The sequence below is a fragment of the Streptomyces sp. NPDC043952 genome, from assembly GCF_056435325.1.
Map to the genome: position 1 here is coordinate 127,725 of NZ_JBWKES010000015.1, position 17,608 is coordinate 145,332.

General features: G+C 71.0%; 15 protein-coding genes. 3 read left to right on the forward strand and 12 right to left on the reverse strand.

The window, feature by feature from the left end:
• Window positions 1-178 precede the first annotated feature (178 nt).
• Window positions 179-415, reverse strand: coding sequence for a hypothetical protein (locus tag AC069R_RS19245; protein WP_478768025.1), 237 nt, complete (start codon window positions 413-415; stop codon window positions 179-181).
• A 636-nt stretch (window positions 416-1,051) separates the two neighbouring features.
• Here AC069R_RS19245 and AC069R_RS19250 point away from each other — a divergent pair.
• Entirely contained in the window at window positions 1,052-2,722 is a 1,671-nt protein-coding gene (locus AC069R_RS19250) for an alkaline phosphatase D family protein (protein ID WP_478768027.1), read from the forward strand.
• On the opposite strand, the gene AC069R_RS19255 is transcribed toward AC069R_RS19250, so the two are convergent.
• Window positions 2,719-3,297, reverse strand: a complete 579-nt coding sequence (locus AC069R_RS19255) for a dienelactone hydrolase family protein (RefSeq protein WP_478768029.1) — start codon at window positions 3,295-3,297, stop codon at window positions 2,719-2,721. The two genes, AC069R_RS19250 and AC069R_RS19255, sit on opposite strands and share 4 nt — an antisense overlap.
• A gap of 88 nt (window positions 3,298-3,385) precedes the next feature.
• Here AC069R_RS19255 and AC069R_RS19260 point away from each other — a divergent pair, with 88 nt between their 5' ends.
• Entirely contained in the window at window positions 3,386-4,492 is a 1,107-nt protein-coding gene (locus AC069R_RS19260; protein ID WP_478768030.1) for a mechanosensitive ion channel family protein, read from the forward strand.
• 33 nt (window positions 4,493-4,525) lie between these two features.
• Here the strand turns inward: AC069R_RS19260 and AC069R_RS19265 are convergent, their stop codons facing one another.
• The 6 genes from AC069R_RS19265 to AC069R_RS19290 all read right to left on the reverse strand — a co-directional run bounded on the left by AC069R_RS19265 (window position 4,526) and on the right by AC069R_RS19290 (window position 10,534).
• A complete protein-coding gene (locus tag AC069R_RS19265; protein WP_478768031.1) occupies window positions 4,526-5,266 on the reverse strand; it encodes an SDR family NAD(P)-dependent oxidoreductase in 741 nt (246 codons plus the stop codon).
• Between the two features lie 116 nt (window positions 5,267-5,382).
• Window positions 5,383-6,969, reverse strand: coding sequence for a Na+/H+ antiporter (locus tag AC069R_RS19270; RefSeq protein WP_478768033.1), 1,587 nt, complete (start codon window positions 6,967-6,969; stop codon window positions 5,383-5,385).
• A 226-nt stretch (window positions 6,970-7,195) separates the two neighbouring features.
• The gene (locus tag AC069R_RS19275) at window positions 7,196-7,657 is read right to left on the reverse strand and encodes a GNAT family N-acetyltransferase (protein ID WP_478768034.1); all 462 of its coding nucleotides are present in this window, start codon (window positions 7,655-7,657) and stop codon (window positions 7,196-7,198) included.
• On the reverse strand, window positions 7,654-8,598 hold the full coding sequence (locus AC069R_RS19280) for an RluA family pseudouridine synthase (RefSeq protein WP_478768035.1): 945 nt from the start codon (window positions 8,596-8,598) through the stop codon (window positions 7,654-7,656). Before AC069R_RS19280 ends, AC069R_RS19275 begins: the two co-directional genes overlap by 4 nt.
• 105 nt (window positions 8,599-8,703) lie before the next feature.
• A complete protein-coding gene (gene lspA / locus AC069R_RS19285; protein ID WP_478768037.1) occupies window positions 8,704-9,303 on the reverse strand; it encodes a signal peptidase II in 600 nt (199 codons plus the stop codon).
• A 67-nt stretch (window positions 9,304-9,370) separates the two neighbouring features.
• Entirely contained in the window at window positions 9,371-10,534 is a 1,164-nt protein-coding gene (locus AC069R_RS19290) for a TraR/DksA family transcriptional regulator (protein ID WP_478768038.1), read from the reverse strand.
• A 586-nt stretch (window positions 10,535-11,120) separates the two neighbouring features.
• Between AC069R_RS19290 and ileS the strand changes: the two genes are divergently transcribed.
• Entirely contained in the window at window positions 11,121-14,297 is a 3,177-nt protein-coding gene (ileS, locus tag AC069R_RS19295; RefSeq protein ID WP_478768039.1) for an isoleucine--tRNA ligase, read from the forward strand.
• A gap of 255 nt (window positions 14,298-14,552) precedes the next feature.
• Here the strand turns inward: ileS and AC069R_RS19300 are convergent, their stop codons facing one another.
• From AC069R_RS19300 to AC069R_RS19315, 4 genes are all read right to left on the reverse strand, one after another.
• Window positions 14,553-15,710: a DivIVA domain-containing protein gene (locus AC069R_RS19300; protein WP_478768041.1), complete on the reverse strand. Its 1,158-nt coding sequence runs from the start codon at window positions 15,708-15,710 to the stop codon at window positions 14,553-14,555.
• 54 nt (window positions 15,711-15,764) lie between these two features.
• Window positions 15,765-16,055 carry a YggT family protein gene (locus tag AC069R_RS19305; RefSeq protein WP_037653106.1) on the reverse strand — a complete coding sequence of 97 codons (291 nt, stop codon included), beginning with the start codon at window positions 16,053-16,055 and terminating at the stop codon, window positions 15,765-15,767.
• A 59-nt stretch (window positions 16,056-16,114) separates the two neighbouring features.
• A complete protein-coding gene (locus tag AC069R_RS19310) occupies window positions 16,115-16,756 on the reverse strand; it encodes a cell division protein SepF (RefSeq protein WP_037653104.1) in 642 nt (213 codons plus the stop codon).
• A gap of 127 nt (window positions 16,757-16,883) precedes the next feature.
• Window positions 16,884-17,603 carry a YggS family pyridoxal phosphate-dependent enzyme gene (locus AC069R_RS19315; RefSeq protein WP_478768044.1) on the reverse strand — a complete coding sequence of 240 codons (720 nt, stop codon included), beginning with the start codon at window positions 17,601-17,603 and terminating at the stop codon, window positions 16,884-16,886.
• Window positions 17,604-17,608: the final 5 nt, after the last annotated feature.

Consider the following 17,608-nt stretch of genomic DNA (forward strand, 5'->3'; position numbering starts at 1 on the left):
ACCACCAACCCCCCCCCCCCCCCCCCCCCCGCCTCCCCCCCCCCCCCCCCCTCCCCCCCCCCCCCCCCCCACCCCCCCCCCCCCCCCACCCCCCTCCCCCCCCCCCTCTCCCCCCCCCCCCCCCACGGCCGTCAGGGGATCGTCTCCGCCGCTCACGGCAGACCCGACGCGGTCCCTCCTACTTGTGCACCGTCACACAAGCGTCGTCCGCGTAGTCGATCTCCCTCTTCACCTTCTGGACACCACCGCAGATGATCGTGCCGTTCGGGTAGCTGCGGTTGCTGAGCTTCGAGAAGTAGACCACATGGCCGCCCCCGGACCACGAGGTCCAGGACCAGGTTTCCTTGTCGTGGACGATGTACTTGGCGTAGTAGTAGCCGGAACGGATGTGGCCCGCCGCCTCGGAGACGTTCACAGCGCCGACGTACAGGCCCTTACCGACAACCTCAACACAGTTGTCACGCTGGCACTTCGCGGCAGACGCGTTCGCCACACCACTGCCGAGCAGGGTCATCGCTCCCGCGACTGCTATCGCGGCAGCGACGGTTCCCGTTCGTATACGCACTCTTTCCCCCTTTACAGATGACACTCGAAGGTTCACTTCGAGTGGGACGGCGCGAGCATACGTACGAACTAATGTGCGCAGCAAGGGAGTTCTGACAGACGCGGCGCCGCGGCCGCCGGCGCCACGAGCCGGTCGGCCACCGGCGCCGACCGGCATCACGTCGACGCCCCGGCACCAGCGTGGTCTTGCCCGCAGGGCGCTCGTCCGCACCCGAGCGGTGGCGCGTCGCCCATGAGGTCTTTCCCGCCGCTGCCCTGGGGGAGCGGGCAGGCGGGCTCCAGTGATCAGACTCGGTGCCATGCCGGCACCTCGACCGCCTCCGTCACAAGGCCATCGGCGCGGCCCTCAAGAGCTGACGGCTCCCTCCGGGCCGTCGAACTCCGGGGCGCCGGCACCCTTTCGGAAACCGACGGCTCGGTGAAGGGCGGGCGAACATTCCCTGTTCGTCCGCCCTTTTGGTTCTACCGGTGGGTAACCTCATTGGCCGTGACCAGTCAAAACAGTTCACTGCCGGCCTCCAAGGGCCCCGACTCCCTTCCCCCCAGCCGCCGTACGGTCGTCAAGGCCGCGGCGGCGACCGCCGTGCTGGCCGGGCCGCTCGCCGCCGCCCTTCCGGCCCGCGCCGCCGCCCAGGCCCCCGCCTTCCTGCACGGCGTGGCCTCCGGCGACCCGCTGCCCGACGGCATCCTGCTGTGGACCCGCATCACCCCGACCCCGGACGCCACCCCCGGCTCGGGCATCGGCCCGGACACCGTGGTCAGTTGGGTCGTCGCCACCGACAAGGCGCTCACCCAGGTCGTCAGCCGGGGCTCCACCACCGCGACGGCCGCCTCGGACCACACCGTGAAGGCCGACATCCGCGGCCTCCAGCCGGCCACCGACTACTGGTTCCGTTTCTCCTGCGGCGGCACCGACTCCCCCGTCGCCCGTACCCGCACCGCCCCGGCCGCCACCGCGGACGTCGCCGGGCTCCGCTTCGGCGTGGTCACCTGCGCCAACTGGGAGGCGGGTTACTTCTCCTCGTACCGCCACCTCGCCACGCGCAACGACCTCGACGCCTGGCTGCACCTCGGCGACTACATCTACGAGTACAAGTCCGGCGAGTACGCGGCCCGCGGCAAGGTGATCCGGCAGCACGCCCCCACCAACGAGATCATCACGCTCGCCGACTACCGCACCCGGCACGGCAAGTACAAGACCGACCCCGACCTTCAGGCCCTGCACCTGAAGGCGCCGGTCATCGCGATCTGGGACGACCACGAGTTCGCCGACAACGCGTGGTCGGGCGGCGCGGTCAACCACACCGAGGGCGCCGAGGGCACCTGGACCGCCCGCAAGGCCGCCGCCAAGCAGGCCTACTTCGAGTGGATGCCGGTGCGCCCGGCGATCGAGGGCACCACCTACCGGCGGCTGCGCTTCGGCAAGCTCGCCGACCTGTCCCTGCTGGACCTGCGTTCCTTCCGCTCCCAGCAGGTGTCCGGCACCAGCGGCTCGGTGGACGACGCGAACCGCACCATCACCGGCCGGGCCCAGCTCGACTGGCTGAAGGCGGGCCTGAAGGCGTCCGACACCAAGTGGCGCCTGGTCGGCAACTCGGTGATGATCGCGCCGTTCGTCATCGGTTCGCTCACCGCCGACCTGCTCAAGCCGCTCGCCCAGCTGCTCGACCTGCCGCAGGGCGGCATAGGCGTCAACACCGACCAGTGGGACGGCTACACCCACGACCGCCGGGAACTCCTCGACCACCTGACGTCGAACAACATCGGCAACACCGTGTTCCTGACCGGCGACATCCACATGTCCTGGGCCAACGACGTGCCGGTGGACGCGGGCACCTACCCGCTGTCGGAGTCGGCCGCCACCGAATTCGTCATCACCTCGGTGACCTCCGACAACCTCGACGACATCGTCAAGGTCCCCGAAGGCCTGGTCTCCACGGTCGCCGCGCCGCTCATCGAGGCCGCCAACCGGCACGTGCACTGGGTGGACACCGACCGGCACGGCTTCGGCGTCCTCGACATCACCGCCGACCGCGCCCAGATGGACTACTACGTCCTGTCCGACCGCACCGACCCGAACGCCACCGCCGCCTGGGAGCGCTCGTACCGCACCCGCACCGGCACCCAGAAGGTCGAGCGGACCTACGACCCGGTCTAGGCGTTCCGCAGGCCGTCGAGGAAACCGAGCGCCACGCGCCAGGTCGCCTCGGCGGCCTGTGCGTCGTAGTCCGGCAGGCCGGGGTCGGTGTACAGGTGCCCGGCCCCGGCGTACCGGTAGACCTCCACGTCGGCGCCCGCCCGGCCCATCCGCAGGTACCAGGCGCTGAGCCAGTCGTCCGTCTCGAACGGGTCCGGCTCGGCCACGTGCAGCTGCACCGGCAGCTCGTCCACGTACGCGTTCGGGGCGAGGTCCGAGGTGCCGTGCAGAAGCAGCAGCCCGCGCGCCTTGTCGTCGCCGAGCGCCAGGGTCTGCGCCACGGAGGCACCCAGCGAGAACCCGGCGTAGACCAGTCCGCGCTCCGAGTACGGCGCCGCCGCCAGCACGGCCCGCTTCAGCAGCTCCTCCTTGCCGATCCCGTCGCCGAACTCCATGCCCTCCTCGACGGTGTCGAACGTCCGGCCCTCGAAGAGGTCCGGCGTCCACACCTCGTGGCCGGCCGTGCGCAGCCGGTCGGCGGCATCGCGCACCGCGGGCCGGAGCCCGTAGGACGAGTGAAAGAGCATGATGTTCATGAGCCCATGGTGCCAGCCGCGGGCGCCCGGCCCCGGAGCGGGACAAGTCACAGGTTCACGATCGCCGTAGCCGGTTACGTTCCAAGGCATGGAGACCGTACTGCGCCCTGTGGTCGTGGTCGGCGCGTCCGTGTTCCTGACCGTCCTCATCGGCTGGGCCACGGACGTGCTGCTGCGCAAGGCGGACGAACGCCACCCCGAGACCCCCCTGTGGGACCGGCTGCGGCGCGCCCGCGTCCCGTACCAGCTCGTTCTGTGCGCCGCCCTGCTCAGAGGCTCCTACGACCAGGCGGAGCTGCTGGAGGAGCACCGGGTCGGCATCGGGCGGACCCTGACCCTGGTGCTGATCGGGGCCGCGGCCTGGCTGGTGATCCGGATCGCGGGGGCCGTGGTCGAGACCACGTACAGCCGCTACGCGCGTGCCCATCACGACGCGGCGCGGGTGCGCCGGGTGCGAACCCAGGTCACGCTGATCATGCGGGTGGTCTCGGCGATCGTCGGGGTGGTCGCGGTGGCCGCGATGCTGCTGACCTTCCCGGCGATGCGCGCGGCGGGCGCCTCCCTGCTGGCCTCGGCCGGTGTCCTCGGCATCGTGGCCGGCGTCGCCGCGCAGTCGACGCTGTCGAACCTGTTCGCCGGGCTCCAGATCGCCTTCGGGGACATGGTCCGCATCGGCGACACGGTCGTCGTGGACGGCGAGTGGGGCACGATCGAGGAGATCACCCTGACCTTCCTGACGGTACGGACCTGGGACGAGCGCCGGATCACCATGCCGGTGTCGTACTTCACCTCCAAACCCTTCGAGAACTGGTCGCGGGGCACCCCGCAGATGACCGGGATAGTGTTCTGGCAGCTCGACCACAGCGCTCCGCTTGAGGCGATGCGCGAGAAGCTGCGCGACATCCTGCGCCAGTGCCCGGCCTGGGACGGCCGCGCCTCCAACCTGGTGGTCACCGACTCCACCCCCAACACCATCGAGGTGCGCGCGCTGGTGACCGCGAAGGACGCCGACGACATATGGACGGTGCGGGTCGCGGTCCGCGAGCAGATGATCACCTGGCTGTCCGCGGAGCACCCCTACGCGCTGCCCCGCGTCAACACCGCGGACGCGGTGCTGCCGCCCTACCGCATCCCCTCCCCGGACCGCCACTCCCTGCGCAAGGCGTACGAGTTCCCGCGCACCGGCCGGGGCTGAGCGGGGCGGGGCCGTCGGCCGGTCCGGTTCCGCTCAGTGTCCGCGTTCCGCGCCTCCGTTGACCTGGATGATCTGGGAGGTGATGTGCCCGGCGGCGGGCGAGGCCAGCCAGTGCAGGGTGGCGGCCACATCGCCCGGTTCGCCGGGCCGGCCGGTGGAGGTCTCGGCGATGAGCTGTGCGCGCCGCTCCTCGGGCAGGCCGTCGCCGAAGAAGCCGGTGTCCTCGACATAGCCGGGCGCCACCACGTTCACCGTGATGCCCCGGTGGCCCAGCCGGCGGGCCAGGTCATGGGCGTACGGATGCAGCGCGGCCTTGGCGGCCGCGTAGGCGCCGGTGCCCGAGCCGCGGTAGGCGGCGATGGAGCTGAGGAAGAGCACCCGCCCGCCGGGCTCGGCGAGCCGCTCCAAAAGGGCCTCGGTGAGCAGCGCCGCGGTCAGGGTGTTGAGTCTGAAGGCGGTGGTCCAGGCATGGGCCACCCGCTCCAGGGGGTCCTCGCTCCCGGCCGGGGCTTCCAGGCCGCCGGAGCCCCCGGCGCTGTGCACGAGCACGTCGACGGTGCCGAACTCACGGGCCACGAGGCGGGCGACCTCCCGCACGCCGGCGGGCTCGGTGAGGTCGGCCGCGTGGGTGAGCGCCCCTGGCACCCCGGCCTTCTCCAGCACCTCCGCGCGCCGACCGAGGAGCAGCACCCGGTCCCCGTCCGCGGCGAAGGCCCGTGCCGTCGCGAGGCCGATGCCCGTGCCGCCACCACTGATCACGATGTTGCGAGTCATGATCCGAGAGTAGAAGTCCCCGGCGGACGGCGCTTCCGGTTGTCCACAGCCTCCCCATATTTGTATGACCGGAAATACACAGCCAGCCGCGTCACCAGCCTCTCCGGACACCACACCTAGCGCAGGCTGCGCACATCGAGGTGGCGCAGGACCCGGTCCACGATCTCCGGGTCCATCCCCGGTTCGCTGCGCGCGGCGAGCACCTCGTGCCGGGCCGCGCTGAGCATCTCGCCCTGGATGCGCCGGATCCGCTTCAGCCGCTTGGCCCGCTGGTGCTGTGCCTCGCGGCGCTCCTCCTCGCCCATGTCGGGGCTGATCCGGATGCCGATGTCGAAAGCCTGGCGCAGCATCTGCTCGGACAGTTCCTCGGGCAGCTCCTCCACCTGCTCGATCTCCCGCAGCCGCCGCTTGGCCGCCTTCGCCACGCGCACCGCGAGCTCCTTCTCGTACTCCTTCTCCCGCTCGGCGTCGGCCCGCACCCGCAGCCGCCTGACCAGCCACGGCAGGGTCAGCCCCTGGAGCACCAGGGTGGCGACGATCACCCCGAAGGCGATGAAGACGATCTCGTCCCGGTCCGGGAAGGGGCCCCCGGCGTCGGTCTTCAGCGGGATGGCCAGCGCCAGCGCGACCGAGGCCACCCCGCGCATCCCGGACCACCACATCACGACCGTCTCCCGCCAGCTCGCCGGGATCTCCTCGTCCACGTCGCGCCGGGCGTGCAGCCGTTTGGTCAGCCAGGTCGCCGGCAGCAGCCACAGCAGTCGTACGACGATCACCACGCCGGCGACGGCGGCCGCCCAGCCGAGCAGTTCGCCCCACCGTCCGCTGGCCGTGCGGATCGCGTTGTGCAGTTCCAGGCCGATCAGCCCGAAGGCGACGCCCGTGACGAGGGTGTCGATGATGTCCCAGAAGGTGTGTCCGGCCAGCCGGGTCATCACGTCGTCGGCGCCGGTGGCGTACTCGGAGAGGTAGAGGGCCGTGGTGAGCACGGCGAGCACACCGGAGCCCTGGAGCTTCTCCGCGAGCACATAGGAGGCGTACGGCACCAGCAGGGTCATGCCGATCTGGAGCGTCGGGTCCCCCAGCAGGTCCATCACCCGGTTCGCGCCCCAGCCGAGCAGCAGCCCCACGGCCACCGCGACCACGGCGGACAGCACCAGCGCCAGACCGGCCCGCCAGGGCGAGAACATGCCGCTCACCGCGGCGGCGATGGCCACGTGGTAGAGCACGATGGCCGTGACGTCGTTGAACAGCCCCTCGCCCTCCAGGATCGACACCAGGCGGCGCGGCAGCCCGAGTTGTCCGGCGACGCTGGTCGCGGCGACCGGATCGGGCGGGGCGATCAGGGCGCCCAGCGCCACGGCGGCGGCGATCGAGAGTCCGGGCACGATCGCGTGGGCCACGACGGCGACGCACACCATGGTCACGAACACCAGGGCGACGGCCAGGGTCAGGATCGGGCGCCTGTTGGTCGCGAACTGCCGCCAGGAGGTGCGCCGTACGGCCGCGTACAGCAGCGGCGGGAGCAGTCCCGGCAGGATCAGCTCGGGCGGGATGTTCACGTTGGGCACGAAGTCGGCCACCGCGAGGACCCCGCCGAACAGCGTCATCAGCACCGGGGCCGGCACCCCGAGGCGGTCGCCCACCGGGACGCTCACCAGGGCCCCGAGCAGCAGGGCGAACAGCAGAGCCAACTGATCCAAGGCCGGCGCTCCGGGGTCGACAGGGCGGGCGAGGCTTCAAGCCTGCCATGCCGCCCGGCGCCCGGCCGTTTGTGCGCATCGCCTAGGGGGTGCCCCCGCACTCTGTTCACCGGCTCTTTCGCCGGCCGTCACAGACCCGCCGTCACAGACCCGCCGTCACAGGGCGGCTGTCAGAAGCCCGCCGTCACAGAGCGGCTGTCACGGACCGGCCGTCACGGACCGGCCGTCACAGGGCGCGGCGCATCGCCCGGTGGGGTATGCCGGCGTCCGGGAACTCCGGTCCGTAGGCGGCGTAGCCGAGCCGCTCGTAGAAGCCCAGCGCCCGCGTCTGCGCGTGCAGGTCCACCGCGGTCAGGCCGCGCGCGCGGGCCGCGTCCTCGATGGCCCGCACCAGGGCGGCGCCGATGCCGAGCCCGCGCGCCTCACGGGAGACCGCGAGCCGCCCGAGGGAGCCGACGGAGGCGTCCGCGCCGGTCTTGGCGACGGCCGCCTCGCCGGTCAGCAGCCGGCCGGTGCCCAGCGGGGCGCCGTCCGCGCCCAGGGCCAGCACATGCACGGCGACGGCGTCGTACGCGTCGTACTCGATGGTCTCGTCCACGCCCTGTTCGCGGACGAAGACCTCCTTACGGACCGCGAAGCACGCCTGAAGGTCTGCGGGGCCCTCGGCGACGCGGACGGTGCGGGTCATCCGTAGGTCTCCTCGCGGACCTGGTCGAGGGCCTGCTGGAGGTCCTCGGGGTAGTCGGAGGCGAACTCCACCCAGCGGCCGTCGCCCGGATGCTCGAAACCGAGGCGCACCGCGTGCAGCCACTGGCGGGTGATGCGCAGCCGCTTGGCCAGGGTGGGATCGGCGCCGTAGGTGAGGTCGCCGACGCACGGGTGGCGGTGGGCGGCCATGTGGACGCGGATCTGGTGGGTGCGGCCGGTCTCCAGCTTCACGTCGAGCAGGGAGGCGGCGCGGAAGGCCTCGATGAGGTCGTAATGCGTCACCGAGGGCTTGCCGTCGGCGGTGACCGCCCACTTGTAGTCATGGTTCGGGTGGCGGCCGATCGGGGCGTCGATGGTGCCGCTCGTCGGGTCCGGGTGGCCCTGGACCAGGGTGTGGTAGCGCTTGTCGACCGTGCGCTCCTTGAACTGGCGCTTGAGCGAGGTGTACGCGTACTCCGACTTGGCGACCACCATCAGGCCGGAGGTGCCCACGTCCAGGCGGTGCACGATGCCCTGGCGCTCGGCGGCGCCGGAGGTGGAGATCCGGTACCCGGCGGCGGCGAGACCGCCGATGACGGTCGGTCCGGTCCAGCCCGGAGAGGGGTGCGCGGCCACGCCGACCGGCTTGACGATCACGACCACGTCATCGTCGTCGTGCACGATCTCCATGCCCTCGACGGGCTCCGCGACCACCTGCACCGGCGCGGGCGCCCCCGGCATCTCGACCTCCAGCCAGGCGCCGCCGCGCACCCGCTCGGACTTGCCGACGACCGCGCCGTCGACCTGCACCTTGCCGGACGCGGCCAGCTCGGCCGCCTTCGTGCGGGAGAAGCCGAACATGCGGGAGATGGCGGCGTCGACGCGCTCGCCCTCCAGGCCATCGGGCACGGGCAGGGTACGGATCTCGGGAATCGTGCTCACCCGTCGAGTATGCCGGACCGGCGGGGCGCCCCCGACCGAGCCTGTGGAAAACCGGCCCCGGCCGGTCCGCCGGGGCCGTACCGTCAGTCCTGGTGGAGCGTGCCGTCAGTCCTTGTGGACCGTGCCGTCCGGGTCCAGGCCGCGGAAGGAGAGCAGCACGATCAGGATGCCGCCGCACACGATCGCCGAGTCGGCGAGGTTGAAGATCGCGAAGCCCTTGGGCGCGATGAAGTCCACCACCTGGCCCTCGAAGATCCCCGGCGCGCGGAAGATCCGGTCGGTGAGGTTGCCGAGCGCGCCGCCGAGCAGCAGGCCGAGCGCGATGGCCCAGGGGAAGCTGTAGAGCTTGCGGGCCAGACGCATGATCACCACGATCACCGCGGCCGCGATCACCGTGAAGATCACGGTGAAGGCCGCGCCGAAGCCGAAGGCGGCGCCCGGATTGCGGATGGCGTTCAGTTCCAGCAGGTCCCCGACGAGCTTGATCGGCGCGTGGCCCTCCAGCTTGGCCACCACCAGCGTCTTGCTGATCAGGTCGAGCGCGTAGGCGAACGCGGCCACGGCGAACAGCACGGCGATACGGCGGCCACGGCCGGTCCGCTGCGGCGCCTGTGCCGCCGACTGCTCCGGGGCCTGCTCCGGGGCCTGATGTGCGCCGTCCTCCGGGGTGTCCGGCGTATTGATGATGCGCTCCGCCTCTGCCACGTGCGTCCCTCGACCTAGGTACCTGACTGAGGACGAGACTACGGCACGCTCCGGCGGCCCCACACGCTCAGGAGCGGCGTTCCTGCTTCTGCTTGCACTCCACGCACAGGGTGGCCCGCGGGAAGGCCTGCATCCGTGCCTTGCCGATGGGGTTGCCGCAGTTCTCGCACAGGCCGTAGGTGCCCGCGTCCAGCCGCTCGATCGCGCGCTCGGTCTGGGTGAGCATCTCGCGGGCGTTCGCGGCCAGCGCCAGCTCGTGCTCGCGGGTGATGTTCTTGGTCCCGGTGTCGGCCTGGTCGTCGCCCGCACCGTCCCCGGAGTCGCGCATCAGGCCGACGAGGGACTCCTCGGACGAGCTGATCTCCCGCCGCAGCCGCTCCATCTCGGACTGGAGCTCCGCGCGCGCCTCGGCGACCTCCTGCGCGGTCCAGGGGTCCTCGCCGGGGCGCACCGCCAGCTCGCCGGGCTCCGCCGCGGCGAGGCGCGCCTTGGGAACGGCGGTGTCCTCCGCCGTGACCGTGCCAGGAGTCTTCTTCGCAACCACCTTGGTGGCTCCCGTCTGCTTCGCGGCCCGCGCCGCGCCCGCCTTCTTGGCCGTGCTCTTGTCGTCCGGCTCCGCCTTGTGGGCCGCGGTCTTCGCGGCCTTCCTGGCGGAGGTCCCCGCCGCGGCGCCGCCCCTGGCCGCCGTTGCCCTGGCCGCCGCTCCCTCGGCCGCCGCCTCCTCAGCCGCCGCTTTCTTGTCCGTCGCCTCCCTGGCCGTCGCCTCCCCGGCCGCGGTCTTCCTGGCGGCCGGTTTCTTCGCCGCGGCCTTCCTGGGCGGCGTCTTCCCGGCCGCCGAGGACTTCCGGGCGACCGCCGTGGTCTTCCCGGCCTCCCCGGTTTTCTCCGCAGCCGCGGTTTTCTCCGCCGCCGCCGTCTTCTCGGCCGCCGTAGCCTTGTCGGCCGCCTTGCCCTTCCCTGCCGCCGCCTTCTTCGCCGGCGTCTTCTTGGCGGCCGTCTTCCTCGCCACCGGGTGGGCGGCGGCCTCCTCGGCCCCGCCCGTCTGCTCCAGGACCGGCTTCACGGCGGCTCCCTTCCCGGCCGCGGCCTCGGTGGCCGCCGCCTTCTCTTCCCCCTCCTCGGCCGCGCCCTTCCGCGCCGCCGCCGTCCTGGCGGCGGCCTTGCCGGCAGCGGTTGTCTCGGTATCCGTCTTCCCGGCCACGGCCTTCTTCGCGCTCTTTCTCGGCACCATGGCCGCGGCCCCTTCGCATAGGGTGATCTTGCTCGCGAATCGTGCTGGGACGATAAATCGACTTGCCTCCCGCGGCAACGGGGCACACCGCCCGATTCGCCCGCCCGCACCCCGCGCGACGGGCCTGCATCCGTTGTGCCCCGCTCCCCGCGGGGTAATCCGCCGCGCCGGGCATCACCCCGGCCACCCTCGCCATTCGGGGCACCCGGCACCCACGCCGGGCCCCCGGCGGCCGCCGCCCGAAAAGCGGTCGGCCGCTGTCCGCGGGGCGCCGTACACTGGGCGCAGCGAGAAGCGTGGATGGGGACGAGTAGCGGCGTACGCAGCCCAGAGCGACCCGGGGACGGTGGAAGCCCGGGGGCGAGCGCGACGTGAAGATCACCCCGGAGCCGCCGGAAGAAAGCCGCAGCCGCAGGGCCAGGCCAGTAGAACCGGTTTCGCGAACCCAATGAGGGGGCTCACCCGCGGCCGGTGCCGCGGCGGGCCAAGGAGGGTGGTACCGCGGGAGCGCGCCGCACACGGCGTAGGAATCGAAGCTCTCGTCCCTCCGACGGAAGGCAGCAAGTCCGTTGGAGGATGCTCGCAGATGACAGCGCCGACGTACCGCCAGGTGCCCGCACAGGTCGACCTGCCCGCGCTTGAGCACGCCGTGCTCGACTTCTGGCGTGAGCAGAAGATCTTCGCCAAGACCCTGGAGCAGTCCGAGGGCCGCCCCGAATGGGTGTTCTACGAGGGGCCGCCCACCGCCAACGGCATGCCCGGCGCCCACCACATCGAGGCGCGCGTCTTCAAGGACGTCTTCCCGCGCTTCCGCACCATGCGCGGCTATCACGTGGCCCGCAAGGCCGGCTGGGACTGCCACGGCCTGCCCGTGGAGCTGGCCGTGGAGAAGGAGCTGGGCTTCTCCGGCAAGCAGGACATCGAGGCGTACGGCATCGCGGAATTCAACGACAAGTGCCGCGCGTCCGTGACCCGGCACACCGACGCCTTCGCCGAGCTGACGACCCGCATGGGCTACTGGGTCGATCTGGACGACGCCTACCGGACCATGGACCCGGAGTACGTGGAGTCGGTCTGGTGGTCGCTGAAGGAGATCTTCGGCAAGGGCCTGCTGGTCCAGGACCACCGCGTCGCCCCCTGGTGCCCGCGCTGCGGCACCGGCCTGTCCGACCACGAGCTGGCGCAGGGCTACGAGACGGTCGTCGACCCCTCGGTGTACGTCCGCTTCCCGCTCACCTCCGGCCCGCTCGCCGGCGAGGCCGCGCTCCTGGTGTGGACGACGACCCCCTGGACCCTGGTCTCCAACACGGCGGTCGCCGCCCACCCGGAGGTCACCTACGTCGTCGCCGCGAACGGCGAGGAGAAGGTCGTCGTCGCCGAGCCGCTGCTCGCCAAGGCGCTCGGCGAGGGCTGGGAGCCCACCGGGCAGACCTTCACCGGTGCCGAGATGGAGCGCTGGACCTACCAGCGCCCCTTCGAGCTGGTCGAGTTCCCGAGCGTCAGCGAGGGAACCGATGGGCACAGCCCGGAGCCGGCCCACTACGTGGTCAACGCCGACTACGTGACCACCGAGGACGGCACCGGCCTGGTCCACCAGTCCCCCGCCTTCGGCGAGGACGACCTCAAGGTCTGCCGCTCCTACGGACTGCCCGTCGTCAACCCGGTGCGCCCCGACGGCACCTTCGAGGAGGACGTGCCGCTGGTCGGCGGCGTCTTCTTCAAGAAGGCCGACGAACAGCTCACCGAGGACCTCAAGCGGCGCGGCCTGCTGTTCCGGCACCTGCCGTACGAGCACAGCTACCCGCACTGCTGGCGCTGCCACACCGCGCTGCTCTACTACGCGCAGCCCTCCTGGTACATCCGCACGACGGCGATCAAGGACCGGCTGATCCAGGAGAACGAGAAGACCAACTGGTTCCCGGAGACGGTCAAGCACGGCCGCTTCGGCGACTGGCTGAACAACAACATCGACTGGGCGCTGTCCCGCAACCGCTACTGGGGCACCCCGCTGCCGATCTGGCGCTGCGAGGACGACCACCTCACCTGCGTCGGCTCCCGCGCGGAGCTGTCCGAGCTGTCCGGCACCGACCAGTCGGACCTCGACCCGCACCGCCCGTACATCGACGCGGTCACCTTCGCCTGCCCGCACGAGGGCTGCGGCAACACGGCCACGCGCGTGCCGGAGGTCATCGACGCCTGGTACGACTCGGGTTCGATGCCGTTCGCGCAGTGGGGCTACCCGTACAAGAACAAGGAGCTGTTCGAGAGCCGTTACCCGGCCCAGTTCATCTCCGAGGCGATCGACCAGACCCGCGGCTGGTTCTACACGCTGATGGCCGTCGGCACCCTGGTGTTCGACAAGTCGTCGTACGAGAACGTCGTGTGCCTCGGCCACATCCTGGCCGAGGACGGCCGCAAGATGTCCAAGCACCTGGGCAACATCCTCCAGCCGATCCCGCTGATGGACCAGCACGGCGCGGACGCGGTGCGCTGGTTCATGGCGGCGGGCGGCTCCCCTTGGGCGGCCCGCCGGGTGGGCCACGGCACCATCCAGGAGGTCGTCCGCAAGACGCTGCTGACGTACTGGAACACGGTCGCCTTCCAGGCGCTGTACGCGCGCACCTCGGGCTGGGCGCCGAGCGCGGCCGACCCGGCCCCGGCCGAGCGCCCGCTGCTGGACCGGTGGCTGCTGTCCGAACTGCACGCGCTCACCGACCAGGTGACGCAGGCGCTGGAGGGGTACGACACCCAGCGCGCCGGCAAGCTGCTGTCCGCGTTCGTCGACGACCTGTCCAACTGGTACGTCCGCCGTTCGCGCCGCCGCTTCTGGCAGGGCGACAAGGCCGCGCTGCGCACGCTGCACGAGGTGCTGGAGACGGTCACCCGGCTGATGGCCCCGATCACGCCGTTCATCACCGAGCGGGTGTGGCAGGACCTGATCGTGCCGGTCACGCCGGGCGCGCCGGAGTCGGTGCACCTGGCGTCGTGGCCGGAGCCGGACCTCGGTTCGATCGACCCGGAGCTGTCGAAGCAGATGGTGCTGGTGCGCCGGCTCGTGGAGCTGGGCCGGGCCACGCGCGCCGAGTCGGGCGTCAAGACGCGTCAGCCGCTGTCCCGTGCGCTGATCGCGGCGAGCGGTTTCGAGACCCTGGACGGCGAGCTGCACGCACAGATCACGGAGGAGCTGAACGTCTCCTCGCTGGCGTCGCTGTCCGAGGTCGGCGGCTCCCTGGTGGACACCACCGCCAAGGCCAACTTCCGTGCGCTGGGCAAGCGGTTCGGCAAGCGGGTGCAGGACGTGGCCAAGGCGATCGCGGCCGCCGATGCCGCCGCGCTGTCGCTGGCGCTGCGCCAGGGCACGGCGTCGGTCGAGGTCGACGGCGAGACGGTCACGCTGGCGCCGGACGAGGTGATCATCACCGAGACGCCGCGCGAGGGCTGGTCGGTGGCGTCCGACTCCGGTGCGACGGTGGCGCTGGACCTGGAGATCACGGAGGAGCTGCGGCAGGCGGGGCTCGCGCGTGACGCGATCCGGCTCATCCAGGAGGCGCGCAAGAACAGCGGCCTGGATGTGGCGGACCGGATCGCGCTGCGCTGGACGTCCTCGGACCCGGCGGTGATCGCGGCGCTGACCGAGCACGCCGGGCTGATCGCGGAGGAGGTCCTGGCGACGGACTTCGCCCAGGGCGAGGCCGACGACAGCTACGGCGATGCCTTCACCGACGAGGGGCTCAGCCTGGTGTTCCGGCTGCGCAAGGCGTAAGCGCCGGCAGCTACTTGCGCGAAGGGCCCGCTCTCCGATGCGGAGGGCGGGCCCTTCTTGATGGGTGCGGCTCGCAACTCTTGCCGTGCGCGGTTCCCCGCGCCCCCCAAAGCTTCGGCGCGCCCCGTTTGAAAGAGCACCGCACACATAGTCCGTAAGAGCACCGCACACAAGAACGCGGCCCCGGACCGGAGTCCAGGGCCGCGTTCTCAGCGTTGCCGACGCCTATGGCGCACTACTCACCGTTGCCGGCGCTCAGTTGTCGTCCTCGTCGATCAGGAAACCGCGCATCGGCGAGGGGGCCTGGCCCATCGGGGACGGGCCCTGGGGGCGGACCGGAGCCATCGGCTGGGTCATGGCGGGCGTCATCTGCTGCTGACCGCCGTAGGACGGGCCGGACGACTGGGAGGGCGAGCCACCCATCGACTGGTTGCCGCCGTAGGACGGGGCGCTCGCGCCGGCCGGAGCCATGGAAGGCGCCGGGGACGGCGGCAGGGACGCGGCGGCCGGGGTGCGCGGCGGGGCCAGCGAGTCGTCGGACTGGGTCTCCAGCTGGCGCAGCTGCGACTCCAGGTACGACTTCAGGCGCGTGCGGTACTCGCGTTCGAAGCCGCGCAGGTCCTCGACCTTGCGCTCCAGCGTGGCGCGAGCGGACTCCAGGGAGCCCATCGCGACGCGGTGCTTCTCCTGCGCGTCCCGCTCCAGGGCGTCGGCCTTGGCACGGGCGTCACGCTCCAGACCCTCGGCGCGGCTGCGGGCCTCGCCGACGATCTTGTTGGCCTCGGAGCGGGCCTCGGCGATCGCCTGGTCGGCGGTCTGCTGGGCCAGCGAGAGGACGCGGGCGGCGCTGTCGCCGCCGGGGCCCTGACCGGGACCGCCCATGGGACCGCCCATCGGGCCACCCATCGGACCGCCCATGGGGCCACCCATCTGCTGCTGCATGGGCGGCTGACCGCCCATCGGGCCCTGACCCATCGAACCCTGGCCCATGGGGCCCTGTCCCATCGGACCCTGGCCCATCGGGCCGGGGCCCCCCGGACCACCCTGCCCACTGGGACCGGCGGGCAGCTGCGGGGCACCGCTCGGCAGCTGGGGCGGACCACCCATGGGGCCACCCATCTGCTGCTGCGGCGGGCCCGATATGCCGGCGGGTACGGGAGCGCCGGGACCTCGCATGCCCTGCTGTTGCTGCTGTTCCTGCTCAGGAGGCTTCCGGGAGTTCTGCTGGTTCTGCGCCGCGGCCCGCGTGGCGGCGGCCAGCTTCGCGCGCAGGTCCTCGTTCTCCCGGAGCAGGCGGGTCAGTTCGGCTTCGACCTCATCGAGGAAGGCATCGACCTCGTCCTCGTCATAGCCTTCTCGGAGGCGGACGGTCGTGAACTGCTTGTTCCGCACGTCCTCGGGGGTCAACGGCATCTCTTCACCTCAACGTAGTCATCGGCAGTCGGCAAGACCGGATCGTCCACACGCTCATCTCACGAAGTTCTGCACGATGGCGATGAGAATGTAGACGATGATCATCAGTACGAAGAAGGACAGGTCGAGCGCCACGCCCCCGAGACGCAGCGGCGGAATGAACCGCCGCAGAAGCTTCAGCGGTGGATCGGTGACAGTGTAGGTGGCCTCCAGTACGACCACCATCGCCTTGCCGGGTTGCCACGAGCGGGCGAACTGGAAGACGTAGTCCATGACCAGCCGGAAGATGAGCACGACGAGAAACACCATCAGCGCGATGTAGATCACCTGCGCGAACACGCCCATGGCCTGTGTTTCCCTCTCCCCTGTTCCGAGCTCTTGCGTACTGCGGTCCGGTCTGCGTCTCAGCTCTGGTTGAAGAACCCGCCCTCTGCGATGCGGGCCTTGTCCTCCGCCGTGACATCGACGTTAGCAGGAGACAACAGGAACACCTTCTGCGTCACCCGCTCGATACTGCCGTGAAGACCAAACACCAAACCGGCCGCAAAGTCGACAAGTCGCTTCGCGTCTGTGTCATCCATCTCAGTCAGATTCATGATCACCGGGGTGCCCTCACGGAAGTGTTCCCCGATGGTACGGGCCTCGTTGTAGGTCCGCGGGTGCAATGTGGTGATCCGGTAAGGCTCTCGTTCCGACACGACCTTGGGCATGATCACCGGCGCGTTCTTCTCCAGGGACTGACGTTCTTGTGTGATGGACGCCACGGGCGCGATCCGCGCCGGGCGACCCGATTCCGCGGGTAGCGAAGCCGCTCTGGAGACCGGTTCGCGAGGCGCTGGAGGCTGCACCACTCGCACCGATTCATCCCTTTGGGGCTGATGTGCATCATGCGGTTGATGCAACGGCTCGTGCCGTCGGTGGTCGCGCTCGGGCTCCGGGTCCAACTCGGGCTCGAAATCGTCATCGGGGTCGAATCCGCGGCCGTCGTACCCATCGTCCTCCACGAGGCCGAGGTAGACCGCCATCTTGCGCATCGCGCCGGCCATGCTCTGAGTCCTCCGCTCTGTGGTGGATCGGCTGACGACTGCCAAGTGCCCGCGATCCACGCGGTCGTTGTGTCCGTTTCGCGAACACTGACCATATTTTCTGCTGTGGTCCGACTTCCTGGCGACGTTACCCGAGCCGGGGACGGACACCGAGTACCGCAGTGCCGACGCGCACATGTGTCGCCCCGGCCGCCACGGCCTGCTCGAGGTCCGCACTCATCCCTGCCGACACCATGGTTGCAGCCGGATGGACTCGGCGCAGGTGGGTCGACAAATCCATGAGGCGCTCGAACGCCGCCTGTTCGCGCCCCGCGTACTCCCCGGTGAGCGGAGCGACCGTCATCAGACCGTCGAGCCGCAGCCCCGGCGAGCCGGCGACGAGGTCGGCCAACTCTTCGATTCCTTCGGGGGCTACACCCCCGCGTTCGCCCCGGCCGTCGGCACCGGCGTCGAGCGCGACCTGGATCAGGCACCCCACCTCGCGCCCGGCGCGCACCGCCTCCTTGGACAGCGCGGTGACGAGCCGTGCGCGGTCGATCGACTGCACGACATCGGCGTAACCGACCACGGAACGCACCTTGTTGGTCTGCAACTGGCCGACGAAGTGCCATTCCAGGGGCAGATCCGCACAAGCCGCCGCCTTCGGGGCGGCGTCCTGGTCGCGGTTCTCGGCGACATGGCGCACACCGAGCTCCGACAGGATCCGCACATCGCTCGCCGGGTAGGTCTTGGTGACCACGATCAGGGTCACCTCCTCCCGCCGCCGGCCCGCGGCCGCGCAGGCGCGGGCGATGCGCTGCTCCACATGCGCCAGATTTCCGGCGAGTTCGGTCTTACGGTCCGTCATGCCCC